This is a genomic window from Actinokineospora sp. NBRC 105648 (genome assembly GCF_030269645.1).
GTDB lineage: Bacteria > Actinomycetota > Actinomycetes > Mycobacteriales > Pseudonocardiaceae > Actinokineospora.
This window is the reverse complement of sequence record NZ_BSTR01000017.1, coordinates 14,505-37,768: the sequence shown is the minus strand read 5'-3', so window position 1 is coordinate 37,768 and position 23,264 is coordinate 14,505. Positions and strand designations below refer to the sequence as shown.

18 protein-coding genes and 1 tRNA gene are annotated in these 23,264 nt (G+C 71.2%); 7 read left to right on the top strand and 12 right to left on the bottom strand.

Annotated features, from left to right (window positions below; translation table 11 throughout):
* Nucleotide 1: 1 nt before the first annotated feature.
* The gene (eno, locus tag QSK30_RS16970; protein WP_285503877.1) at nucleotides 2–1,288 is read right to left on the bottom strand and encodes a phosphopyruvate hydratase; all 1,287 of its coding nucleotides are present in this window, start codon (nucleotides 1,286–1,288) and stop codon (nucleotides 2–4) included.
* Between the two features lie 143 nt (nucleotides 1,289–1,431).
* Between eno and QSK30_RS16965 the strand changes: the two genes are divergently transcribed.
* The 3 genes from QSK30_RS16965 (at nucleotide 1,432) to QSK30_RS16955 (ending at nucleotide 2,984) form a co-directional block, all read left to right on the top strand.
* Entirely contained in the window at nucleotides 1,432–1,818 is a 387-nt protein-coding gene (locus QSK30_RS16965; protein ID WP_285503876.1) for a tetratricopeptide repeat protein, read from the top strand.
* 93 nt (nucleotides 1,819–1,911) lie between these two features.
* Entirely contained in the window at nucleotides 1,912–2,166 is a 255-nt protein-coding gene (locus QSK30_RS16960; RefSeq protein WP_285503875.1) for a hypothetical protein, read from the top strand.
* A 404-nt stretch (nucleotides 2,167–2,570) separates the two neighbouring features.
* Entirely contained in the window at nucleotides 2,571–2,984 is a 414-nt protein-coding gene (locus QSK30_RS16955) for an Imm1 family immunity protein (RefSeq protein ID WP_285503873.1), read from the top strand.
* On the opposite strand, the gene QSK30_RS16950 is transcribed toward QSK30_RS16955, so the two are convergent.
* The 8 genes from QSK30_RS16950 to mfd all read right to left on the bottom strand — a co-directional run bounded on the left by QSK30_RS16950 (nucleotide 2,981) and on the right by mfd (nucleotide 15,990).
* Nucleotides 2,981–3,805, bottom strand: coding sequence for a lysozyme family protein (locus QSK30_RS16950; RefSeq protein WP_285503871.1), 825 nt, complete (start codon nucleotides 3,803–3,805; stop codon nucleotides 2,981–2,983). The two genes, QSK30_RS16955 and QSK30_RS16950, sit on opposite strands and share 4 nt — an antisense overlap.
* 9 nt (nucleotides 3,806–3,814) lie before the next feature.
* Complete coding sequence (locus tag QSK30_RS16945) at nucleotides 3,815–4,039, bottom strand: hypothetical protein (protein WP_285503869.1); 225 nt, start codon at nucleotides 4,037–4,039, stop codon at nucleotides 3,815–3,817.
* Nucleotides 4,040–4,175: 136 nt separating this feature from the next.
* Complete coding sequence (locus QSK30_RS16940; protein ID WP_285503867.1) at nucleotides 4,176–5,012, bottom strand: class I SAM-dependent methyltransferase; 837 nt, start codon at nucleotides 5,010–5,012, stop codon at nucleotides 4,176–4,178.
* 49 nt (nucleotides 5,013–5,061) lie between these two features.
* Nucleotides 5,062–8,268, bottom strand: a complete 3,207-nt coding sequence (locus QSK30_RS16935) for a S41 family peptidase (protein WP_285503865.1) — start codon at nucleotides 8,266–8,268, stop codon at nucleotides 5,062–5,064.
* 172 nt (nucleotides 8,269–8,440) lie between these two features.
* The gene (locus QSK30_RS16930; protein ID WP_285503863.1) at nucleotides 8,441–9,400 is read right to left on the bottom strand and encodes a nucleoside triphosphate pyrophosphohydrolase; all 960 of its coding nucleotides are present in this window, start codon (nucleotides 9,398–9,400) and stop codon (nucleotides 8,441–8,443) included.
* Entirely contained in the window at nucleotides 9,397–10,395 is a 999-nt protein-coding gene (locus tag QSK30_RS16925; protein WP_285503861.1) for a SurA N-terminal domain-containing protein, read from the bottom strand. The genes QSK30_RS16930 and QSK30_RS16925 overlap by 4 nt, the downstream gene beginning before the upstream one ends.
* 53 nt (nucleotides 10,396–10,448) lie before the next feature.
* Nucleotides 10,449–11,192, bottom strand: a complete 744-nt coding sequence (locus QSK30_RS16920) for an ESX secretion-associated protein EspG (protein ID WP_285503859.1) — start codon at nucleotides 11,190–11,192, stop codon at nucleotides 10,449–10,451.
* Between the two features lie 1,243 nt (nucleotides 11,193–12,435).
* Nucleotides 12,436–15,990: a transcription-repair coupling factor gene (gene mfd, locus QSK30_RS16915; protein ID WP_502871844.1), complete on the bottom strand. Its 3,555-nt coding sequence runs from the start codon at nucleotides 15,988–15,990 to the stop codon at nucleotides 12,436–12,438.
* Nucleotides 15,991–16,139: 149 nt separating this feature from the next.
* On the opposite strand from mfd, the gene QSK30_RS16910 reads away from it, so the two are divergent.
* Nucleotides 16,140–16,742 (top strand): HD domain-containing protein, encoded by a 603-nt coding sequence (locus QSK30_RS16910; protein ID WP_285503857.1) that lies wholly within the window; start codon nucleotides 16,140–16,142, stop codon nucleotides 16,740–16,742.
* A gap of 5 nt (nucleotides 16,743–16,747) precedes the next feature.
* Here QSK30_RS16910 and QSK30_RS16905 read toward each other — a convergent pair whose 3' ends face one another.
* Nucleotides 16,748–17,515, bottom strand: a complete 768-nt coding sequence (locus QSK30_RS16905) for an enoyl-CoA hydratase/isomerase family protein (RefSeq protein WP_285503855.1) — start codon at nucleotides 17,513–17,515, stop codon at nucleotides 16,748–16,750.
* A 94-nt stretch (nucleotides 17,516–17,609) separates the two neighbouring features.
* Here QSK30_RS16905 and QSK30_RS16900 point away from each other — a divergent pair, with 94 nt between their 5' ends.
* On the top strand, nucleotides 17,610–18,788 hold the full coding sequence (locus QSK30_RS16900; protein WP_285503853.1) for a PQQ-dependent sugar dehydrogenase: 1,179 nt from the start codon (nucleotides 17,610–17,612) through the stop codon (nucleotides 18,786–18,788).
* 612 nt (nucleotides 18,789–19,400) lie between these two features.
* Here QSK30_RS16900 and QSK30_RS16895 read toward each other — a convergent pair.
* A complete protein-coding gene (locus QSK30_RS16895; protein WP_285504016.1) occupies nucleotides 19,401–19,997 on the bottom strand; it encodes a TetR/AcrR family transcriptional regulator in 597 nt (198 codons plus the stop codon).
* A 79-nt stretch (nucleotides 19,998–20,076) separates the two neighbouring features.
* The gene (locus tag QSK30_RS16890) at nucleotides 20,077–21,027 is read right to left on the bottom strand and encodes an acyl-CoA desaturase (protein ID WP_285503851.1); all 951 of its coding nucleotides are present in this window, start codon (nucleotides 21,025–21,027) and stop codon (nucleotides 20,077–20,079) included.
* 324 nt (nucleotides 21,028–21,351) lie between these two features.
* Between QSK30_RS16890 and QSK30_RS16885 the strand changes: the two genes are divergently transcribed.
* A tRNA-Gln gene (locus QSK30_RS16885) sits at nucleotides 21,352–21,422 on the top strand.
* Between the two features lie 66 nt (nucleotides 21,423–21,488).
* The gene (locus QSK30_RS16880; protein ID WP_285503849.1) at nucleotides 21,489–23,240 is read left to right on the top strand and encodes a GGDEF domain-containing protein; all 1,752 of its coding nucleotides are present in this window, start codon (nucleotides 21,489–21,491) and stop codon (nucleotides 23,238–23,240) included.
* Nucleotides 23,241–23,264: the final 24 nt, after the last annotated feature.

Genomic DNA, 23,264 nt, shown 5'->3' with positions numbered 1-23,264 from the left:
GTCAGGACTCCGCGGAGAAGCGCGGGAAGGCGAGGTCGCCCGCGTAGCGCGCGGCGTCGCCCAGGGTCTCCTCGATGCGCAGCAGTTGGTTGTACTTGGCGGTGCGCTCGCCGCGGGCCGGGGCACCGGTCTTGATCTGGCCGACGCCGGTGGCCACGGCCAGGTCGGCGATGGTGGTGTCCTCGGTCTCGCCGGAGCGGTGGCTCATCATGCTGCGGTAGCCGTAGGAGGTGGCCAGGGTGACCGCGTCGAGGGTCTCCGACAGGGTGCCGATCTGGTTGACCTTCACCAGCAGCGCGTTGGCCGCGCGGCGGGCGATGCCCTCCTCCAGCCGGTCGGGGTTGGTGACGAACAGGTCGTCGCCGACCAGCTGCACCCGCTCGCCGACCTCGGCGGTGAGCCGGACCCAGCCGTCCCAGTCGTCCTCGGCCAGCGGGTCCTCGATGGAGACCAGCGGGTAGGCCTCGACCAGCTCGGTGTAGTACGCGATCAGCTGCTCGGCGCTCTTCTTGGCGCCCTCGAAGGTGTAGGCGCCGTCGGAGTAGAACTCGGTGGCGGCCACGTCCAGGGCCAGCGCGATGTCGCGGCCGGGGGTGTAGCCCGCCTTCTCGATCGCGACCAGGATCAGGTCGAGCGCCTCGCGGTTGTTGCCCAGGCTCGGCGCGAAGCCGCCCTCGTCGCCCAGCCCGGTGGCCAGGCCCTTGGACTTGAGCACCGCCTTGAGCGAGTGGTAGACCTCCACGCCCCAGCGCAGGCCCTCCCGGTAGCTCTCCGCGCCGATCGGCGCGATCATGAACTCCTGGATGTCGACCTCGGTGTCGGCGTGCGCGCCACCGTTGAGGATGTTGAGCATCGGCACCGGCAGCACGTGCGCGTTCGGGCCGCCCAGGTAGCGGAAGAGCTCCAGGCCGCTGGACTCGGCCGCGGCCTTGGCCACCGCCAGCGAGACGCCGAGGATGGCGTTGGCGCCGAGCCGGGACTTGTCCGGGGTGCCGTCGAGGTCGACCAGCTTCTGGTCGACGATGCGCTGGTCGACGGCGTCGACGCCCTGCAGCTCCGGGCCGATCTCGTCGAGCACCGCGGTGACGGCCTTCTCGACGCCCTTGCCGAAGTAGCGGTTGGCGTCGCCGTCGCGCAGCTCCACGGCCTCGTGCTCGCCGGTGGAGGCGCCGGAGGGCACCGCGGCCCTGGCCAGCGTCCCGTCGTCCAGCGCGACCTCCACCTCGACGGTGGGGTTGCCCCGCGAGTCCAGGATCTCGCGCGCGCCGACCTGCTCGATGACAGCCACGTAGTGCTCCTCACAAAGCGACCCAGTACTCCACGGCGAGCCTAGCGGCCCGACCCGCCCCGGCGCCCTCAGGCGGGCGAGCGGGATCGCTCACACCAAGGGGGTCGATGAACCGGGCCCCGCCGCGTAATGTTGATCTGACTATGACGGAGGAGCCGGTTGACGCGTTCGACGCGTTCCGCCACGCAGAGTCACTGGTGGCGCAACGCAGGCCCCTGGACGCCCTGGCCGCCCTGGCGCCGGTCCTGGAGGCCGCGCCGGACACCCCGAGCGTGCAGCTGCTGGCGGGCCGCGCCTACTTCGGCTCGGCCCAGCTCCGCCGCGCCGAGGCCGCCTTCCTGCGGGTCCTGGACCTCGACCCCACCGACCACTACGCCCGGTTCGCCCTCGGCAAGACGCTGCAGCGGCAGGCCCGGCTCACCGAGGCGCAGACCCAACTGCGGATGGCCGTCGCGATGAACCCCCTCCCGGAGTACCAGGAGGCCCTCGGCGAGGTGAACGCCCGCATCGCGGTCGAGCGAGACTCCTGAGCATTCGGGGGATTCACCTGGGCCGGGCCGGGCCCCGTCGGCGAAGATGACCTCGTCTGCGGCAACCGATCTTGTGACGGGAGAATCCGGAGGATGAGCATCCAAGACCAAGCCCAAGAACTGGCCAACCTCGCCGACCGCCTGCCCGCGGGCCAGGTCCAGTCCATCAACAACGAGCTGAACACCGCCCTGGGCCAGGTCACCCACCTGCTCGGCAACACCACCAGCGCGGCCACCGTGCAGCAGTCCATCGGCCGGGCCCAGTCCCTGGCCGCCGACCTGGGCGCGGCCATCGAGCAGGCGCAGAACGACATCACCACCGCCGCCCAACACCACCTCAGCGGCTGATCTCAACCGACGCCGACCGACCGGGAACTGATCCCGGCGCTCGAACGGGTCCAGGCACTGCTTGAGGGCATCGCCGTCTGGCACCTCGATCACGCGCCGACCTCGGGGCCGAGCGGCACGACGACGCAAGCGGAGCAGCTGGTCAGGCTGCCCCGCCCATCGTCGCCGGAACGCATTGCCTGTGGCACGACGCCGCAGGCAATGCGGTACTCCTGGTCAACGGCCAAGGGCCGTACTTCGACGCGGCGAACCGCCGCGCGGAGGAGTTCGGACTCATCAGCGGGCGCGGCGGTGTCCAGGCTCGCCCGGCACGTCGAGATCCAGTTCGCTTGCCGGATGGTGGCCGAGGGGGTGCTGGACGAGCTCCTCTGGAGAAGGACGCACCTATGTCGGGAAGTCTCCCGATGACGATTGACGCCTACTGGGCGATCGACCACCCCGACGGCTCGCAGGGTGGTGACCGCGTGCAGCTCACGTCCCAGGCCGATGTGGTCGACTTCGTGCGCCGGATCAGCCTGCCCGGTGCGCTGCTCGCCAGTCTGGTCCACCTCGGACGGCCCCTGTGGGAACAGGCTCGGCAACTACCCGACCACGACGTCTTCGCTGCTGTGCACGACGGCTTCGGCTACCTCAGCTACCAAGACATGGCCAGCGGCAAGCACTACCCGATCGGCCTGCCCGGATCACCAGGCGGCGAGTACGACGACGACGAGTTCCCACCCGGGTCCGGCATCTCGATCAAGGACCTGACCACCGCCGTCGCCGAGTTCCTCGACTCCGCGGCTATCCCCACCTGCCTCGCCTGGCGGCGGGGCTAGCCGATCTCCGCGGCCTTGCGGGCGTAGGCGTCGGCGCCGCTGTAGACGTCGCGGCCGTACTTCTTGGACTCGTTGTAGGTCAGCACTGCCTTCCACCACCCCGGGCCGGTCGACAGGTCGCCGCCCATCGCGCACAGGTAGCGGGCCGCGGTCAGGGCCGAGTCGTCGACGTTCTGCGGGTCCGCCTGCCTGCCGTCGCCGTTGGCGCGCTGGGACCAGCGGGCCCAGGTGGCCGGGAGGAACTGCATCGAGCCGACCGCCCGGTCCCACCGGGGATCGCCGTCGAGCCTGCCGCCGTCGGTGTCCTGGATCGCCTGCACACCCGGGGAACCGTCGAGCGGGACGCCGATGATCGGCTTGGACAGCTGCCCGTCCTCGCCCACCCGGGTGCCGCCGTAGCGGCCGTGGTGGGACTCGACCCGGCCGACGCCCGCGAGGGTGACCCAGGACAGCTTGCAGTCCGGCTGACTGCCGCGGATCGCCGCCTCGGCGTTGAGGTAGGCCACCAGCGTCCGGGCCGGGATGTCGGTGACCGCGGCCAGCCGGTCGGCCCACTCGCGGGTCTGCGGGACCGCCGCGCCGACCGGCGGGAGGGCGCCGACCTCGACGTCGAGGTCGGCGACGGTGAAGCGCTCGAAGCGGTCGGCGGGCGGGCTGTCGTCGACGGACTCGAAGAGCACCACCGCTCCGGCGCCGAGCGCGACCAGCACCACGACCAGCAGCACCCGGCCCACCCAGCGGCGGCGCGGGCGCGACGGCTCGGGCGAGGGCTCCATCAGCAGGGCGAGCGTGGTCGGCGGAGGAGTCGGGGAGGCGGCCACAAAACCAGGCTACGTGTTCCCCGCGCGGACAACGGCCAAACCGGACGCTTCGCCGCCGACCCCGAAGCGCTGACCTGCGCGGACGCCGGCCAAACACGCCGGGAGCCGAGCGCTCGTCAGCCCCGGGTCAGCGGCGCTCGGCAGGGACCCCGGCAGCACCGACTCCCGGCGCTGCCCACGCAGCAGCCACTCGCCGGGCCGGGAGACGTCGCCGTACAGGATCGGCGGGCGCACGCAGCGCGAGCGTAGGACTGCACCCAGCCGAACTCGGTATGGGCGAACCCTCGGCCCGCGGCAGGTCGACGTGCAGCCTCACCGGTTTCTCCATCGGCCGCAGACGATCACGGCACCAGCGACCGGCACCGTTCGATCAGGGCTTCACGGCCCGCAGGGCGTAGATCAGCGGGATCCGGGGCGCCGCGGCGGGCAGCGCGAACCAGCCGCCATCGGGAACGGTCATGGTGGACCAGCGGGGCCAGGGCAGCTGCTCGGTCTCGCGCAGTCCGGCGATCCGCAGACCGGCTCCCACCAGCGCGTTCACCACCTCGCCGAGCCCGTGCGGCCACTCGAAGGACACCTTGGCCTCGGTCAGCTCGGGGCCGTCGGTGTAGGTGCGGGTGGCGTCCCGCTCGACCTCGCCGCGGCCGCCGAGGTAGTCGTGGCGCAGCAGCAGGTCCTCGCTCCCGTCGGCGGGCGGCGTCGGGCCCAGCGCGTTCAGCAGCGGGTGGAACTCCACGACGTACACCTGGCCGCCCGAGCGCAGCAGCGCGGCGACCTGGGCCGCCCAGGCGTCCAGGTCGGGCAGGTAGCAGATGGCGCCCTTGCCGGTGTAGACGACGTCGAAGCGCTCGCGGCCCAGCGCGTCGGCGGCGGCGAACACGTCGGCCTTGACGTAGTCGATCTCCACGTCCTTGGCCGCGGCGAGCTCGCGGGCGGCGCGCACCGACTCCGCCGAGATGTCCAGGCCCACCACGCGGGCGCCGCGGCGGGCCAGGGCGATGGTCTCGGCCCCGATGTGGCACTGCAGGTGGGCGACGTCCTTGCCCGCCAGCTCCCCCAGGTCGGCCCACTCGAACTCGGCGAACCACACCTCCGGGTCGCGGTTGGCCACGTCGTAGAAGGCGCTGGCGAGGTGGATCGGGGTGCGCGCGTCCCAGTTCGCCTCGTTGGCCGCGATCATCCGGGCGGTGTCGGTGTCGAATCCCATGATCGCCATCCTGCCGTGGGGGACGCGCGCCCCCCACGGCAGGAACGCGCTAGCCCAACGGGGGGAGGTCGGGCGGCGTGGCCGCGGGCTTGGCCGCCAGCCGCTCCAGGGCGATCCGGATCGCGGTGTCGAGCTGCGGGTCGCGCCCGGCCGCGTGGTCCTGCGGCCGGGTGACCACCTCGACGTCGGGGTCGACGCCGTGGTTCTCCATCCCCCAGCCGACGCCCTCCATCCAGGTGGCGTAGCGCGGCTGGGTGACCAGGGTGCCGTCGACGAGCCGGTAGCGCATGTCGATGCCCACCACCCCGCCCCAGGTCCGGGTGCCCACGACCGGGCCGATGCCGAGCGCCTTGATCGCGGCGTTGACGATGTCGCCGTCGGAGCCGGAGAACTCGTCGGCGACCGCGACCACCGGCCCGCGCGGGGCGTCGAGGGGGTAGGTCTCCTCGTAGTAGCCGTCGCGCGCGCGGCCCCAGCCGACGATCCGCCTGCTGAGCTTCTCCACGACGAGCTGCGACAGGTGCCCGCCGCGGTTCTCCCGCAGGTCGACGACCACGCCGTCGCGGCGCATCTCCAGCCGCAGGTCGCGGTGCAGCTGCGCCCAGCCGTTGGCGACCATGTCGGGAACGTGCAGGTAGCCCACCTTGCCGTCGGTGGCGGTGTGCACGTAGGAGCGGCGGCCGGACACCCACGCCTGGTAGCGCAGCGGCATGTCGTCGAGCAGCGGCACGACCACCACGCGGCGGGTCGCGCCGCCGCCCTTGGGCTCGATGGTCAACTCGACCGGGCAGCCCGCGGTGCCCACCAGCAGCGCCGCCGGGCCGCGCAGCGGGTCGACGGTGATGCCGTCCACGGCGACGACCGCGTCGCCCTCGCGCACCCCGACGCCGGGCGCGCGCAGCGGCGAGCGGGCCCGCGGGTCGGAGCTCTCCCCCGGCACGATCGCGGTGATCCGCCAGACGCCGTCGGCGTCGCGGGAGAGGTCGGCGCCGAGCAGGCCGAGCCTGCGGCGGTGGTCGACGCCCGCGCGCTGCGGCATCACGTAGGCGTGCGAGGTGCCCAGCTCGCCGTGCACCTCCCAGAGCAGGTCGACCAGCTCGTCGTGCGAGCCCAGCGAGTCGACCAGCGGGCGGTACCGGGCGAGCACGCCCGCCCAGTCGACGCCGTTCATGTCCGCGCGCCAGAAGTGGTCGCGCATCAGCCTGCCGGTCTCGTCGAAGGACTGCCGCCACTCCGCGGCCGGGTCGACCCGCACCCGGACCCGGGTCAGGTCGACGGTGATGTTGTCCTCGGAGCTGTCGTCGTTGTCGCCCTTGCGGTCGGCGGGCAGCACCTTGAGGGTGCGGCCGTCGCGGACCACGATGCGCTGGCCGTCGCCGCTGGGCCAGACCTCGTCCAGGCCGTCGACCAGCGTGTCCACCTTGAGCTTGGCCAGGTCGTAGCGCTCGAGCACCGAGCGCGGGTGGTCGGCGCCCAGGTCGTCGAGGTCGTCGCCGAGCGAGCCGGTGAGCGGGTCGCGCAGCCAGAGCACCCCGCCCTTGACCGCCACCAGCCGCGAGTAGCGGGCCGCCGGGACCGGGAAGGCGACCACCCGGTCGGCGATGCCCTCCAGGTCGACGGTGGTGCGGGGGGTCTTGTCGTCGGCGTCGTCGCGGTCGTCGTCCTTGTCGTCCTTGTCCTCACCGAAGGCGCGCCCCTCGCGGACGGGTGCGAAGGGCGACGGGGTGATCGCCGCCAGCGGCACCAGGTAGGGCCTGCTGCCGTTGGCGAAGGACAGGTCGAACACGTGCACGTCGTAGATCGGGTCGAAGCTGCGGTTGGACAGGAACGCCAGGTGCTTGCCGTCGAGGGTGAACGCCGGGTCCGAGTCGACGAAGCGCAGCGGGGTCACGTCCACCACGGTCAGGCTGGTGGTGTTGACCATCTTGATGTGCTGCAGCGGGCTGGGCCCGGGGTGCGCCCAGGCGAGCCAGTGCGAGTCCGGGGAGAAGGTGAGCCCGGACGGGTCCATCTCGCGGACCTTGACCACCTCGTGCACGTCGCCGTCGTCGACGTCGACCAGCAGCAGCCGGCCGTCGTGGGTGACCACGGCGACCCGGCGGCCGTCCGGCGACGCCGCCAGCTCCAGCACCCGGCCCAGCTCGCCGGTGGCGATCCGGCGCGGGCGCACGCCGGGCTCGCGGCCCTCGACCGGGCCGAACTCCAGCGCGTCCTCGCCGTCGGCGTCGGTGACCCACACCGCGGTGCCGGTGGTGCCGAGCACCTGCGGCAGCCGGGCGCGCACGCCGGGCTCGACCGAGAGCGCGCGGACCGGGCCGTGCCGGTGGGTCACCCAGTGCACGGTGCCGCGCACCTCGACCGCGCTCGCCCGGCCGGTGCGGTCCGGTCCGACGTGGCCGACGTGGTGGCCCGCGGTGATCGGGTGGACCTGGCGCGGGCCGCGCGACCCGCCGAGGGCCACCTCGACCCGGCGCGGCTCGTGCTCGAGGCTGTCCAGGACCCAGATCTCGCCCGCGCGGTGGTAGATCACCCGGGTGCCGTCGGTGGTGGCGCCACGGGCGTAGAACTCCGCGTGGTCGCTGTGCTTGCGCACGTCAGCGCCGTCGGGCAGGCAGGAGTAGAGGTTGCCGACCCCCTCGTGGTCGGACAGGAACGCCACCCGGTCGCCGACCCAGAGCGGGTTGACGATGTGGCCGTCCACCTCGGACAGGATGCGGTGGAAATCGCCACCGCCGGCTGGATCGATCCAGACCTTGCCCATGGTGCCGCCCCGGTACCGCTTCCACCACGCGGGCTCGCGGGAGATGGCCGAGCCGAGCAGCACGCCCCCGTCGGCGGCCAGGTCGAGCGAGGCGAGCGGGCCGTAGGGCAGCGGCTCGGCGGGCGCGCCGTCCAGCGGCACCGCGTAGGCCCAGGTGGCCCGGATCGACGAGCGGCCGGTGGAGCTGCGGGCGGCCACCCGGCCGTCCGGGGTCCAGCCGACCACGCTGGTGTTCACATCGCCCCAGTAGGTCAGCCGGTCGCTCGGACCGCCGCCGACCGGGGCCACGTGCACCTCGGGCTCGACGTCGCGGGTGCAGGCCCACGCGATCCGGGTGCCGTCCGGGGAGAACCGGGGGTTGGTCACCGGCACCTGGTCGGCCGAGAGGCGCCACGCCCGGCCGCCCTCGGCCGGTGCCAGCCACACGTCGTCCTCGGCGACGAAGGTGATCAGGTCCGCATGCAGGTGGGGAAATCTGAGATAGGCGTCTGTCACCTTGCCAAGTTAGCCACTGGCACCGACCCCCGCCCCCACTTTCACCGGCCTGGCCTGCGGTACCCGCCGACTGTCGTAGTCCGCCCGCACAGCGGCGCCCGGCCGGGCCGCGGCCGCGCGCGGACGCGCTTAGACCGCCCGCACAACGGACCCGGACGACTGGCCGGACTGTCTACAGAGGACTGGACGGGTCCGGCCAGTGGGCCAGCCAGGCGCCGTGCTCCATTCGGGTGGAGTTCGCGCCATTCGCCCGAGCGGCTGACTCGGCGGCCCGCACGTCCCGGGCGAAGCGGCGGGCGACGGCGCGCAGCTCGTGCTCCGGGTCGCGGCCCGCCAGGCGGGCTTCGGCGGCGAGGGCGAAGAGCCGATCACCGAGGTCGTCACCGTGCGGGAGCAGCTCGGCGGGCAGCCCGGCGCGAGCGGCGCGCTGGGTGAGCTTGGCGGCCAGGGCCACCGCGGGCTGGCCCATCGCCACGCCGTCCACACTGGACTCCCGGCGCTTCTCCCGCTGCTTGAGCTCCTCCCAGCGGAACTCCTGGGTGCTCGCGTCGCGCACTGCGGGGTCGCCCCCGGCGAACACGTGCGGGTGCCTGCTGACCAGCTTGTCGACCAGCCCGGCCGCCACCTCGTCGACGCCGAACGGGTCGCTCGGGTCCTCCTCGGCGACGCGGGCGTGGAAGAGGACCTGCAGCAGCACGTCGCCGAGCTCCTCGCGCAGCGCGGCCCGGTCGCCGTCGTCGATCGCGTCGAGGAGCTCGTAGCTCTCCTCGACCAGGTACTGGCGCAGCGACTCGTGGGTCTGCTTGGCGTCCCACGGGCAGCCGCCGGGCGCGCGCAGCACGTCCATCACCCGCGCGGCCTCGAGCAACGCGGTGCCGGGGGTGCGGTGGACCGGTGCGCCCGCGGCGACGAGGTCGGTGGCGCCGGGGGCGGCGAGGTCGTCGGTGACCACGACGACCGCCGCCCGGGCGGCCTGGTCCAGCAGGTCTTCGGGGACCGGGCCGGTGCCCAGCGCCGGGTCGGCACCGCCCGCGACGTAGACCGCCTCGGCGGTCCGCAGCGCGGGCACCGCCGACGCGGGCACCGTGTCGGCGCTGACCAGCACGACGGCGGTACCCGCGTGCGGGGTCACGGGGCGGTGGCGTTCTTGAACGGCAGCACCGCGCCGGTCACCTGGTCCGCGCTCGGCGCGATCGCCATCGCGACCTCGTCCCAGACGCCGTACCGCGGGCTGATCTTGACGCCCAGCTCGGCCACGACCGGCTCGAGCACCCGCTCGCCGACCGCGGCGGCCAGCTCCGGGGTGAGCTGCGGGGCGTTGGCGGGCAGCTTGCCGTTGAGGTCGCGGGTGCGGATCACCACGACCACCCAGGCGCCGCTCTGCGGGTCGGCCTGGAAGGTGACCACGCTGCCCGCCGGGGCGCCGAAGAGCACCGAGCCCGCGTCGGCCTGGCTGGCCTGGGCCACCGCGGTCTTGTCCTTGGCCGCCTGCTTGCCGCCCGCGAGGTCCGCGTCGATGATCCGCCGGGCCTCGGCCGGGCTCTCGGCGAGCTGCTTGGCCTTGGCCAGCGCCTCGGCGCGCAGCGAACCGGTCTGCGGGTTCTGCGGGTCCGGGGCGATGAAGGTGAAGTCGTAGCCGACCTGCAGGGTGGGCGCCTGCTGGGCGCCGACCTTGGTCATCAGCAGGATGTCGTGCGCGACCAGCTCCGGGTCGAGCGCCCGCTGCGCCGCCTGCTTGACCACCGCGGTCGGCTCGACGCTGCCGTCGGTCGGCAGCTGCTTGTAGGTCTCGTTGAGCTCCTTGGCCCCCGCCGACACCTGGCCGGGATCGATGGAGATCCCGTTCTTGGCCGCGTAGTGGGTGATCAGCTCGTGCTCGATGAGCCTGCGCAGGATCTCCCGGGACAGCAGGTCCAGCTTGCGCTGCTCGGCCAGCACCTTGGCCGCCGGCTCGACCTGGACGGCCTTGGCGACCAGGTCCTGGACCTGGTCGACGGTGATGGTCTTGTCCCCGATGACGACGGCGGCGTTCACCTGGCTCGGCCCGCTCGCGCAGGCGCCGAGCACCAGCCCGAGCACGGCGAACATCGCGACGATCGGGCTCCGACGACTGATGACGGTGGTCACAGTGCCGTAGCCTCTCACAACTCCCCGCGCGAGCCGACGAGCACCCGTTCGGGTTACGCGCCGTGTTCGACCGCGGTCTGCGCCAGGATGTGCGCCAACTGCTCCCGCAGCACGGCGGAGTCCGCGGGCGCGATGGCCACCCACTGCCTGCCGTCACCACGCACCGTGCGCATCAGCGCGTACCGACCGTCGCCCGCGACGTCGAACCAGAACAGCGCCGATCCACGATTCCCCCGCGAACTCACCCCGAGCTGCCCAGCCCGCAACCTGCGCGCGGCCAACAACTCGGTGAGCACAGCGACCTGCTCGGCCCGCTCGGCCCGCCAACTGCCACCCGGCGTACGACCCGCCCGATCGGCGGGCAGCTCAGCGACCACGGCAGCAGCCAACGCGGAGATGTCGACGTCCCGGACAAGGACGTCACCACCGACGTGCGCACTGGGCCCAGGCTCCTGGGTGGCGATCACCGCGCGCCGCCCCACCCGAGCCGCCAACACCCGGTGTGGCGAGTCGGACCCGTCCTCGGCCATCCACACCGAGTCCACTGAGACCTCGGGCGCACCCAACATCCGCAGACCGGCTTCCAGCTCGGGGTCCAACCGATCACCACGACCGAGAATCCCCGCCGCCCGCAACCTGCCCCGAACCCGGTCAGCGACAACGGCCTGCTCGACAGCCGTGATCCCGGCCCGCGCGACCTGCAACGGATACGGGAGTTCGGTGATGCCCAGCCGGTCCCAGACATGACCGAACTCATCCGGGGTGAACATCCAGCCGAGCTGGGTCGTCAAGGTCACCGCTGCTCCTGATCACGGGCGGCACAACCACGCAGGCTGCGCCGAACACCTCGTCCTTAGTCCATCCAGATCAGCACCGCCGCCATGCCGGGACGACCCGCCGTGCCGGACCCTGTCGCCGCCAGAAGTGATCCGGTAGGGCCGAACTGCCCTGGAGGATTTCCGCCAGACCGTGATCCAACTCCCGGGAAGGCAAGGAGGGGCGCTCCCGAACCCGGGTCCGAGACCTGCGCGCAAACCTTTGCGGAACCGCCCACCAGCAACAACCGAAACACCCCCACCCGGGATCCCACTCACGGTCAGCCCGGCCACCAGCCCCCGAAAGAGGCCAGGTGAACCAGGAACGACACTTGGCGAACCCCGACAAAAACAGAAGTAGGGCCATTCGCCGGATAGCTCGACGACACGGGGTAACCCAAGTTCACAGGAGCCGCACTCCACACTCGACTCTCCCCCTCCCGCTTCTCCGCTCTCACTCCCCACACTCGGCTCTCGACTCTCAACAAACCCAACCAGTCGATCCGACAACCCAACCACTCAATCCGCCACGCCACCTCAACCCAACAAAGCCGCACTCGGCCGCCAAAGTCTCCCCACCGACCAGCCCTCCCCCTGCATTCCATACGCAGCCAAAACACGGCCTGTGATTGTTTGTCAAGGTACTCTTTCCCGCCTTGACAAACAATCACAGGCCGTAGTGATAATTGGCGTAGGGAATTCAGGGCCCACGGGTAGCGACACTCCACAGGCAGCACGCACCCCTCGAAGAGCACATACACATGGGCTGCCCAAGGAAAAGATGGGGGCTCGATCTAGTGAACTCGCTTCGTGCGGGGCCCCTAGAGCACCGCGGTGGCGAAAAAAGGGCGGGTGAAGGGCATCCCCACCACACGGCAAGTTTAGCGGTACTCCTCCCCCACACGAAGCGAGTCCACTAGATCGAGCATTCGTAACGGGACTTGCGTACCAGCGAGGTCGGCCTATCCGCTGCGGTACCAGCGAGGAAGGAAGGGGGGTGGGAGAGAGAAGGAAGGAAGGAAGGAAGGAAGGAAGGAAGGAGTCCCTTGCCCTCCAGCGGGGTCGGCCTTCCGCTGCGGTACCAGCGAGGGAGGGAATCCCTTGCCTTCCAGCGAGGTCCGCCTATCCGCTGCGGTACCAGCGGGGAGCGAGTCCCTCGCCTTCCAGCGGAGTCGGCCTATCCGCTGCGGTACCAGCCGCAGCCGGGATCCTGTTTGCGGCGGCCTTAGCTCACTCCTGCTGCCGCAGGCGCCACTTCCAGTGAGTCCAAGAACTTCGCACACCAATCCAGCAGTTCCCGGTCTCGCAGTACCGGCGCCCCGATCCGACCCCCAGCAGCCCCTTCAGTAGGTCGCGGCACAGTGACCGTATTGGTCACCGCCTTGTGCGTAGCCTTCGGGTGCAATCGCTTCAGCCGGACCAACTGCGAGTCTCGCAGTGGCAATGGTGCGAATCGGATCGAGTTGCCCTGGGCGATTACCTCGGTGACCCCGTGTGCCCTGGCCCGCTGGCGGAAGCCCGCGACCGCCAGGAGGTTGACCACCGGCTGTGGTGGTTCGCCATAACGGTCGACGAGTTCCTCGCGTACCGCGTCGAGGGCGGCGGCATCTGGGGCGGCGGCCAGTTTGCGGTAGGCCTCAAGACGGAGTCGTTCGCCGGGTACGTAGTCGTGTGGGATGTGTGCGTCGACTGGGAGGTCGACGCGGACGTCGGCCAGTTCTTCCTCGTCCTCGGTGCCCGGTGCGCCCGCGTGCTTGCGGAACGCCTCGACGGCCTCGCCGACCAAGCGCACGTAAAGGTCGAATCCGACGCCTGCGATGTGGCCGGACTGTTCGGCGCCCAGGATGTTGCCCGCACCTCGGATTTCCAGGTCCTTCATGGCGACCGCCATGCCCGCGCCCAGTTCGGTGTTCTGGGCGATTGTGGCGAGTCGGTCGTGCGCGTGCTCGGTGAGCGGGGACTCCGGGGGGTACAGGAAATAGGCGTACCCGCGCTCGCGAGCTCGGCCGACTCGGCCGCGCAACTGGTGGAGTTGGGCGAGGCCGAGCATGTCGCCGCGTTCGACGATCAGCGTGTTGGCGTTGGAGATGTCCAGGCCGGTCTCGACGATGGTGGTGCACACCAGCACGTCGTGCTCGCGCTCCCAGAAGCCCTGGATGATCTTCTCCAGCTTGTCCTCGTTCATCTGCCCGTGTGCGGTGACCACGCGCGCCTCGGGTACCAGCTCGCGCAGCCTGCGTGCGGCCTTCTCGATCGAGGAGACCCGGTTGTGCACGTAGAAGACCTGGCCGTCGCGCAGCAGCTCGCGGCGGATGGCGGCGCCGACCTGCTTGTCGTCGTAGCCGCCGACGTAGGTCAGGATCGGGTGCCGGTCCTCCGGCGGGGTCAGGATCGTGGACATCTCCCGGATGCCCGCCAGCGACATCTCCAGCGTGCGCGGGATCGGGGTGGCCGACATGGTGAGCACGTCGACGTGCGTGCGCAGCGCCTTGATGTGCTCCTTGTGCTCGACGCCGAAGCGCTGCTCCTCGTCGACGATCACCAGGCCGAGGTCCTTGTAGCGCAAGCCGGTCTGCAGCAGGCGGTGTGTGCCGATGACGATGTCCACCGAGCCGTCGGCGAGGCCTGCGACGGTCTGCTCGGACTCGTGCGGGTCGGTGAACCGGGACAGGCCCTTCACGGTGACCGGGAACGAGTGCATCCGGCCCGCGAAGGTGTTGAGGTGCTGCTGGGCGAGCAGGGTGGTGGGCACCAGCACGGCGACCTGCTTGCCGTCCTGCACCGCCTTGAAGGCGGCGCGCACCGCGATCTCGGTCTTGCCGTAGCCGACGTCGCCGCAGATCACCCGGTCCATCGGGACGCCGCGCATCATGTCGGCCTTGACCTCGTCGATGGCGGCGAGCTGGTCGATGGTCTCGGTGAACGGGAACGCGTCCTCGAGCTCGCGCTGCCACGGGGTGTCCGGGCCGAAGGCGTGCCCGGGCGCGGCCTGGCGGGCGGCGTAGAGCTGGACCAGCTCCGCGGCGATCTGCTTGACCGCCTTCTTCGCCTTGGCCTTGGTGTTCTTCCAGTCCGAGCCGCCCAGCTTGTTCAGCGTGGGCAGCTCGCCGCCGACGTAGCGGGAGACCTCGTCGAGCTGGTCGGTGGGCACGAACAGCCGGTCGCCGGGCTGGCCGCGCTTGGAGCTGGCGTACTCCAGCACCAGGTACTCGCGCGTCGCCCCGGCGACCGTGCGCTGCACCATCTCCACGTACCGGCCGATGCCGTGCTGCTCGTGCACGACGTAGTCGCCGGTCTTGAGCGCCAGCGGGTCGACCGCGTTGCGCCGCCGGGACGGCATCTTGGTCGACATGTCCTTTGTGGACGTACCGTGCCGACCGCCGGTGAGGTCGGTCTCGGTGAGCACGACCAGCGCCGAACCCGGTGCGGTGAAACCGTCCTCGATCGCGCCGCGGACCACGGTGACCACACCCGCGCGCGGCGGCTCGGGCAGGCCGTCTTCGGCGAAGGTGGCGGGCACGTCGGCCTCGCCCAGCTGCTCGACCGCGCGCTTGGCCGTACCCGCGCCGGGGACCACCAGCACGGCGGCACCGCCCGCGGCGGTGTGCGCGCGCAGGTCGGCGAACGCGCGCTCGACCTCGCCGCGGTAGCCCTCGACCGGGCGGACGTCGAGGGTGATCGCGTCCTCGGTGGTCAGCTGCGAGAGCGTCCACCACGGGTGGTCGCCCTCGCGCGCGTGCGCGGCGATGTCGTTGAGGTCGCGGTAGGCCGAGGCGCCCAGATCGATCGGCGCCTTGCCGCCCCCCGCGGCGGCCATCCAGGACGCCTCCAGGAACTCCTGGCCGGTGCGCATCAGGTCGTGCGCCCGGGTGCGGATCTTCTCCGGGTCCATGACCAGCACGTGCGCGCCCGCGGGCACGACGTCGGTGAGCAGCTGCATCCGGCCGGGCAGCAGCGCCGGGATGAGCGCCTCCATGCCCTCGGACGGGATGCCCTCGGCGAGCTTGGCCAGCATCTCGTGCAGGTGCGCGTCGGACTGGTGCTCCTGCGCCAGGGCCGCGGCCCGGTCGCGCACCTCCTCGGTGAGCAGCAGCTCGCGGCACGGGGTCGCGGTGACCTCGGCGATCTCCCCGGGCAGCGAGCGCTGGTCGGCGACGGCGAACGCGCGGATCTCGCTGACCTCGTCGCCCCAGAACTCGACCCGGTACGGGTGCACGGCCGTGGGCGGGAAGACGTCGACGATGCCGCCGCGCACGGCGAACTCGCCGCGCTTCTCGACCATGTCCACCCGCAGGTACGCCAGGTCGGCGAGCCGGGCGATGACCGCGTCGAAGTCCTGCTCCACCCCGGTCGCCAGGTGCACCGGGGCGAGTTCGCCCAGCCCAGGGGCCATCGGCTGGATCAGGCTGCGCACGGTGGCCACGACGACCTTGACCTGCCCGGCCGGGTGCTCCTCCGGGTGGGCCAGCCTGCGCAGCACGGCCAGGCGGGCACCCACGGTGTCCGCGCGCGGGGAGAGCCGCTCGTGCGGGAGCGTCTCCCAGCTCGGGAAGTCGGCGACGAGGTCGCGGCCGAGCAGGTCGCCCAGCACGGAGACCAGGTCGTCGGCCTCGCGACCGGTGGCGGTGATCGCCAGCACCGGCGCGGCGGCGGCCAGCGCGGCCACCACCAGCGGGCGGGCGGCGACCGGGCCCTGCAGGACCTGCGTGGGGGTGCCCACCGCCGCGGTGATCGCGGCGGCGGTGGGGTCGGCGAGCAGGGTTTCGAGCAGACCGTGCAGTGGGGCTGGTGCTGCGTGTGCTGCCTGGGCCACGAGACGAGTCGTCCTTAGTGCGAGATGGCTGGTACGAGCCGGATGGCACGAGCTGGGGGGTCGGAATCCAGCCTACGGCGTAGCACCGACAGGCGTCGCGCCGATAGCGTTCCGCCATGGTGGTCGAGCAGTGGTCGTCCGTGCTCTCGCGGCTGGGTCTGGACGGTGCCGAGACGGGGCGGGCGCTGGTCGCCCGCTGGTCCGAGCCGCACCGGCGCTACCACGACCTCGCGCACCTGCGCGCGGTGCTGGCGGGCGTCGACCTGCTCGCCGACCACGCGCCGTCGGTCGACCTGGTCCGGCTCGCGGCCTGGTACCACGACGCGGTCTACCAGGGCCGCGGCGACGACGAAGAGCAAAGCGCACGGTTAGCGTCCGATGAGCTGACCGCGTTAGGGCTATCACGGAAGGCAGTGCAAGAGGTCGCGCGACTGGTGCGGTTGACCGCCGGACACAAGACCGAGCCGGGCGATCTCAACGGTGAAGTCTTGTGCGACGCAGACCTGGCGATCCTGGCTTCCGCTGACTACGACTCTTATGTCGCGGCGGTAAGAGCTGAGTACGCGCACGTACCGGAAGACGCGTTCCGCGTCGGCCGCGCGGCGGTCCTGCGGGGGCTCTTGGACCTACCGTCGCTCTACCGCACCAGACTGGCACGCGAACGCTGGGAATCGGCCGCGCGCGCGAACCTCACCGCGGAACTCGCGCGACTCTCTTAGAACGCTCAGAACTGGGGCGAACGCTTCTCCAAGAAGGCCGAGACGCCCTCCACGTAGTCGACGCTGGTCACCGAGGCCGAGTAGAGCAGGTGCACCTCGTCGTCCTCGTCGGCGCGGCCGTCGGTGATCCGCCCGATGATCTCCTTGGCACCGCGGATGGTCACCTGCGAGCGGGACGCCATCAGATCGGCCAGTTCGCGGGCCCGCTTGCCCAGCTCCTCGGGCGGGTGCAGCTCGTTGACCAGCCCGATCCGCAGCGCGGTGGCGGCGTCGAGGATGTCGCCGGTGTAGAGGATCTGCTTGGCCCAGGCCGGGCCGACGGCGTCCACCAGCTGCTTGGTCGACGGCAGGTTGAACACGATGCCGAGCTTGGCGGGCGTGATGCCGAACCGGGCGTCCTCGGCGGCCACCCGCAGGTCGCAGGCCAGCGCCAGCTCGCAACCGCCGCCGATGCAGAACCCGGTGATCGCGGCGATGGTCGGCTTGGCCAGGCCGGTGAGCGCCCGGATGGCGGCCTCGACCACGGCCCCGTAGCTCCTGGCCCCGGCGGCGTCGCGGCGCAGCGTGCCGAACTCGCTGATGTCGGCGCCCGCGGAGAAGGTGTCGGTGCCCCGCACGACCAGGACGCGCACGGCGCCGTCGGCCGCGACGGTCTCGACGATGCCCGGGATGGCCGCCCACATCTCGTGGCTCAGCGCGTTGCGCTTCGCGGGCCGGTCGATGGTCAGCGTCGCGACCGGGCCGTCGACGCCGAGGATGAGGTGCTCGCTCACGCCGGTCACGGTAGCGGTCCGCCGTGTCCGGTTCGGCGAGATCAGGGTCACTGCCCGTACGGCGAGCTGACCCGGCGGGGAGCATTCTGGACTTATGCGCCGAATCTCCCCGGCCGCCATCGCCGCCCTCCTGGCCCTGGGCGGCTGCAGCGCGGCTTCTTCCGCAGGTCAGGTCCCGGTGGGCACGACGGCCACCACGCCGAGCCGGGCGAGCGCGCCTGCGCTGACCGTGGAGACGGTGGCCACCGGCCTGACCCACGGCTGGGACATCGGCTTCCTGCCGGACGGCAAGGTGCTCATCACCCAGCGGACCGGCGACATCGCCCTGCTGTCCTCGGGCAAGCCCGGGGCCACGGTGCGGATGCTGAAGGCGGACACGAGCACCGTTCAGGTCCGTGGCGAGGGCGGCCTGATGGGACTGGTGGTGCACCCTGACTTCACCACCTCGCGCGAGTTCACCACCTGCCAGACGCACATGGAGAACGGCCAGCCGGTGGACATCCGCCTGGTCACCTGGCGGCTGACAGCCGACGAGCTGATGGCGACCCGGGTCAAGGAACTGCTCACCGGCCTGCCGATCGCGGCCAGCGGCCGGCACTCCGGGTGCCGCCCGACGATCGCCGCCGACGGCGCACTGCTCGTGGGCACCGGCGACACAGCGCAGGGAACTTTCTCGCAGGACAAGGGAAACCTCGGCGGCAAGGTCCTGCGCGTGGACCTGCGCACCGGGGAACCATTGCCGGACAACCCGATCCCGGGCTCACGGGTCTACACCTACGGACACCGCAACGTGCAAGGCGTTGCCGTGCGGGCGAACGGACAGGTGCTGACAGCGGAGCACGGACCGGACAAGAACGACGAGATCAACCTACTGGTACCCGGGGCGAACTACGGCTGGGACCCGTCACAGGGCGGCACGGTACCGGGCTACGACGAGAGCGTCCCGATGACCGACCTGACCCGCTACCCGGACGCGGTGGCGGCGAAGTGGGAGTCCGGAACCACAACGGAAGCCATCTGCGCGACGGCGTTCCTGTCGGGGGCGCAGTGGGGGGCGTTGGACGGCGCCCTCGTCGCCACGGCACTGAAGGGCGCGAAGCTGCTGCTGTATACATTGGACGCTTCGGCGAACGTGGTCTCGGTAGCGATCCCGCCGGAGTTCGACGACCGGTACGGGCGGTTGCGGGCCGCTCGGGTCGCGGCTGACGGTTCGCTGTACGTGACCACCTCCAATGGTTCTGATGACAAGCTGTTGCGGATCACGCCTGGCTGATCTCTTGAGGTGCTCTCGGCTGCTCTTGGTTGCTCTCGGCTGCCGCTCTCTCGGGCCATCCTGGGTTGCCGTCGTGGAAGCTCGATTGGGTGGAATTGCTTTGTTCGGGGCCCCTAAGAGAAGAGGCGCGGGGGTGAAGCGGGTGGGAAAGGGATCACCCACGCCGGAACCAGGCTAGCGCCTCTTCTCTCCCCAAACAAAGCAATTCCACCCAATCGAGCCACACCTCATGAGGGCAGTGGTCAAGCCCCACCAAATCCCACCATTGTCGATGAATGGGAAAAGAAGACAATAAGAAAGAATGGGTGAATAGAATTGAGGCCCAGAAGTCTCCCCGTCACCCGCCAACTGCTGGATTGAGTGAACTCGCTTTGTCTGGGGAGAGAAGAGGCGCTAGCCTGGTTCCGGCGTGGGTGATCCCTTTCCCACCCGCTTCACCCCCGCGCCTCTTCTCTTAGGGGCCCCAGACAAAGCGAGTTCACTCAATCCAGCACCCACACCCAAGACGAGCACCACGGGGCGCGACCCAAGCCCCCACCTTCAAGACAAGCGCCACAGGACGCACCCAAGGCGCCCAAAGCACCATGCACCCGAGCGCCCAGACACCAACAGCTAGATGACCCGCAACCCAGGCTTGCCCTCCATATTGGACAGCCCGTTCCACGCCAGGTTCACCAGGTGCGCCGCCACCTCGTTCTTCTTCGGCTTGCGCACCTCCAGCCACCACTGCCCGGTCAGCGCCACCATCCCGACCAGGGCCTGGCTGTACAGCGCGCCCAGCTTCGGCTCGTAGCCGCGCTTGGCGAACTGCACCCCCAGGATGTGCTCCACCTGGCTGGCGATGTCGTTGAGCAGACTGGAGAAGGTCCCCGTCGCAGTGGCCACCGGCGAGTCGCGCACCAGGATCCGGAAGCCGTCCGTGCTGCCCTCGACGTAGTCCAGCAGCGACAGCGCGGCCCGTTCCAGCAGCACCCGTGGGTGCGCGTCCTCCGAGAGCGCCGCCGTCATGCCGTCCAGCAGTGCGCGCATCTCGCGGTCGACGACGACCGCGTAGATGCCCTCCTTGCCGCCGAAGTGCTCGTAGACCACCGGTTTGCTCACGTTGGCCCGGTGCGCGATCTCCTCGATCGACGCGCCGTCGAAGCCCTTCTCCGCGAACAGTGAGCGCGCGACGTCCAGCAGTTGCTGCCTGCGCTCCTTGCCGGTCATCCGAACGCGCGCCACCGCTGGTCCCTCGGTCCTTCTCGCCGCCACTGAACCAGCCTAGGCGTAGCGGAGCGCCGATCCGCTAATCGGCGGCGAGCTTGGCCAGTCGGGCCTCGGTCGGCCAGCGGACGTCGGTGGCCCAGCCGAGCTTCTCGAAGACCCAGATCAGTCGGGCCGAGGTGTCGATCTGGCCGCGCTGGACGCCGTGCCGGGCGCAGGTCGGGTCGGCGTGGTGCAGGTTGTGCCAGGACTCGCCGAAGCTCAGGATGGCCAGCGGCCAGAAGTTGGCGGCCTTGTCCCGGCTGGTGAACGGGCGCTCGCCGATCATGTGGCAGATCGAGTTCGTCGACCAGGTGACGTGGTGCAGCACCGCGATGCGCACCAGGCCCGCCCAGAAGAACGCGGTGACGGCGCCCCACCAGGACCAGGTCAGCAGTCCACCCAGGACAGCGGGCAGCAGCAGGGTGAGTCCGGTGAACAGCACGAAGAGCTTGTTCACCCGCACGATGTCGCGGTCGGCCAGCAGGTCCGGGGCGAAGCGCTCCTTGTTCGTGACGTCGTGGTCGAAGATCCAACCCATGTGCGCGTGCCAGAACCCGCGCGCCAGCGCGGCGGGCGAGGTGCCGAACAGCCACGGGGAGTGCGGGTCGCCCTCGCGGTCGGAGAAGGCGTGGTGGCGCCGGTGGTCGGCGACCCAGGTGACCGGCGGGCTCTGCACGGCCATGCTGCCCATGACCGCGAGCACGACCTTGAGCGGGCGCTTGGCCTTGAACGAGCCGTGGGTGAACAGCCGGTGGTAGCCGACGGTCACGCCGAGGCCGGAGAGGTAGAAGAAGAACACCGCCAGCGCCACGTCGACCCAGCCAAGGCCCCAGCCCCAGGCGAAGGGCACGGCCGCGACGAGGGCGGCGAACGGGACCAGGATGAAGATGTAGACCGCGATCCGCGTGGCCAGGTTGCGCTTGCCCTCGATGATGGGCTTGGGGCCGCGCTTGGCGTCGTCTCCCGCTTCCGCGTCGAGAGTGGTCGTCATGTGTCCGCACCTCTTTCCCGAACCGGCTCAGGCCAGGCTCACCTACGTCGCCGTAACCTACGACAGCGTAGGGACCCGGTCGGGCCGCACGCCAGGGCGACCTGGGGTATTCGAAGCGGACCGCCGACCCGGATGCCCCGACCGGCCACCCCGACCCGGAACGCACCGCACCCATACCGCCCCGTTCCGTGACAGCGCCCCAAGATCTGTGACACCGCTAACACCCGATCGGACGCGACCAGACCCCAATCGCGCGGGTACTGCTGCCCGCGCGGCAACCTTCATGCCACGATGTTCCCCACTGTGAGCGAACACCGCTCGCGATCCGCCGTGGTGTAAAGGCAGCACCTTGGATTTTGGTTCCAATGGTTCAGGTTCGAATCCTGGCGGCGGAGCACGGACCCTGAGCCCGGAGTTGGGGCCGGCCACTACCAGACTCGAGAAGGGGTGCCGCGCCGCAGGTGGACCACGAGCAGCGGGACCCGCACGAGCCACCCGCGTTGGAGGAGCGCTCCGACGCCTGGCTGGTCGGGCGCGCGCGCGAGCTGCTGGCCATCATCCAGGTGAGCCCGGTCAACGAGCGGGTGTGGCACACCGACGAGGTCGACCGGCTGCTCGCCGAGGCCCAGCACCGCGGTGAGCCGCGGATGGTCGGGCAGCTGCTGCGCTCGGCGGTCGCGGTCCGGGTGGTCAACAACGAGCTGGCCGACTCCGCCGAACCGCTGCTCGACGAGCTGCTCGCGCACACCCGCAGGCACGGCCTGGTCGTGCTGCAGGCCGACGCGCACGCCCTGCGCGGGCGGCGGCTGCTGCTGGCCGGCGCCGAGGACGCCGCGCTCACCGAGGCCGCGGTCGCGCTGGCCATGCTCGACGAGGACATCACCCCGGACGTGCTGCTCGGCGGCCGCAGCTGGGACATGATCATGGCCGCCACCCTGATGGACATCGGCATCGTGCTCACCCAGCTCGGCGTCTACGAGGTCGCCGACCAGGTGATGTCGCGGGCCAACAAGTGCATCCGGGCCAGCGCGGGCCCGCACCTGATCTCGGTGCACCTGATCAACCGGGCCCGGCTGCTGGTCGGCTGGGGCCTGCGGCTGGAGCGGATCGGCGAGGACGAGCGCGCCGCCGAGCGGTTCGCCACCGCGGCGGCCATCGCGGTCGCGGTGGAAGCGCCGTTCCGCGAGTCGCTCTTCCCGCGCGAGCCGCACCTGGCCGCCGCCGACCAGAACCCGGTGATCGGCGCCGCGCTGGCCCTGGCGCAGCCCTCCGGCGCGCACGTCGACCGGCTGCGCAGGCTCACCGACTCGCCGCGCTACCCGCGCGAGCTGGTGATCGTGTCCATCGCGCTGGCCCGCTGCCTGGAGCACGAGGGCCACGAGGAAGAGGCCGTGCACGTGCTGGGCCAGGCGCGCTCGCGGATGTACCACGAGGCCGCCGAACCGACCCTGCGGCTGTGCCTGATCCGGGAGTACGCCCGGCTCTCCGGGCCCGACGGCGGCGAGCGCACGACCAGTGCCCTGGAGAACTACGCCACCGAGCTGGAGGCACAGCTCTGGGACATGCGCGAGTCGCGCATCGCCACCCTCAACACCCGGCGCGAGCACGAGCGGCTCTCCCGCATGCACGGCGCGATCGCCCGGCAGGCGCTGCAGGACCCGTTGACCGGCCTGCCCAACCGCCGCGCGCTCGACGAGCGGCTGGAGGCGCTGGCGCGCACGCCCGCCAACCACCCGCTGGCCATCGCGCTGGTCGACCTGGACGGCTTCAAGGGCGTCAACGACCGGATGTCGCACGCCGAGGGCGACGACGTGCTGCGCGTGGTCGCCAGCACCCTGCGTGACGCGTTGCGCGGCAGCGACATGGTCGCCCGCTACGGCGGCGACGAGTTCATCGTGCTGCTGCCCGGCGCCCCGCTGCACGCGGCGGAGGCCGCCCTGCGGCGCGCGGTCAACGCGGTCGCGGGCCTGCCCCCCGACCTGTCGCACGGGGTGACGCTCTCGATCGGCGTGGTGTCCTTGCGCCCGCAGGAAACCGCGGTCCGCGCGCTGGCCCGCGCGGACGCGGCGATGTACCAGGCCAAGCGCGGCGGCGGCAACGACATCGTCGCGATCACCGCCACGGCGGCGGCCGAAAGTGAGCGCGCGGCCACCGAGAACGACCAGCCCGCGCGGTCGGGCGACCCGGCGTGGGTGCTGCCGGAGACCACGTAGGATCGGCTCCCGGCCGGCGTCGTC

Bases quoted from the DNA above. Each gene is read 5' to 3' on its own strand.
- QSK30_RS16940 (WP_285503867.1), bottom strand. From the start codon at position 5,012: ATGGGATTCGACACCGACACCGCCCGGATGATCGCGGCCAACGAGGCG.
- QSK30_RS16895 (WP_285504016.1), bottom strand. From the start codon at position 19,997: ATGACCGGCAAGGAGCGCAGGCAGCAACTGCTGGACGTCGCGCGCTCA.
- QSK30_RS16910 (WP_285503857.1), top strand. From the start codon at position 16,140: ATGGTGGTCGAGCAGTGGTCGTCCGTGCTCTCGCGGCTGGGTCTGGAC.
- QSK30_RS16965 (WP_285503876.1), top strand. From the start codon at position 1,432: ATGACGGAGGAGCCGGTTGACGCGTTCGACGCGTTCCGCCACGCAGAG.
- QSK30_RS16955 (WP_285503873.1), top strand. From the start codon at position 2,571: ATGACGATTGACGCCTACTGGGCGATCGACCACCCCGACGGCTCGCAG.
- QSK30_RS16890 (WP_285503851.1), bottom strand. From the start codon at position 21,027: ATGACGACCACTCTCGACGCGGAAGCGGGAGACGACGCCAAGCGCGGC.
- QSK30_RS16960 (WP_285503875.1), top strand. From the start codon at position 1,912: ATGAGCATCCAAGACCAAGCCCAAGAACTGGCCAACCTCGCCGACCGC.
- QSK30_RS16900 (WP_285503853.1), top strand. From the start codon at position 17,610: ATGCGCCGAATCTCCCCGGCCGCCATCGCCGCCCTCCTGGCCCTGGGC.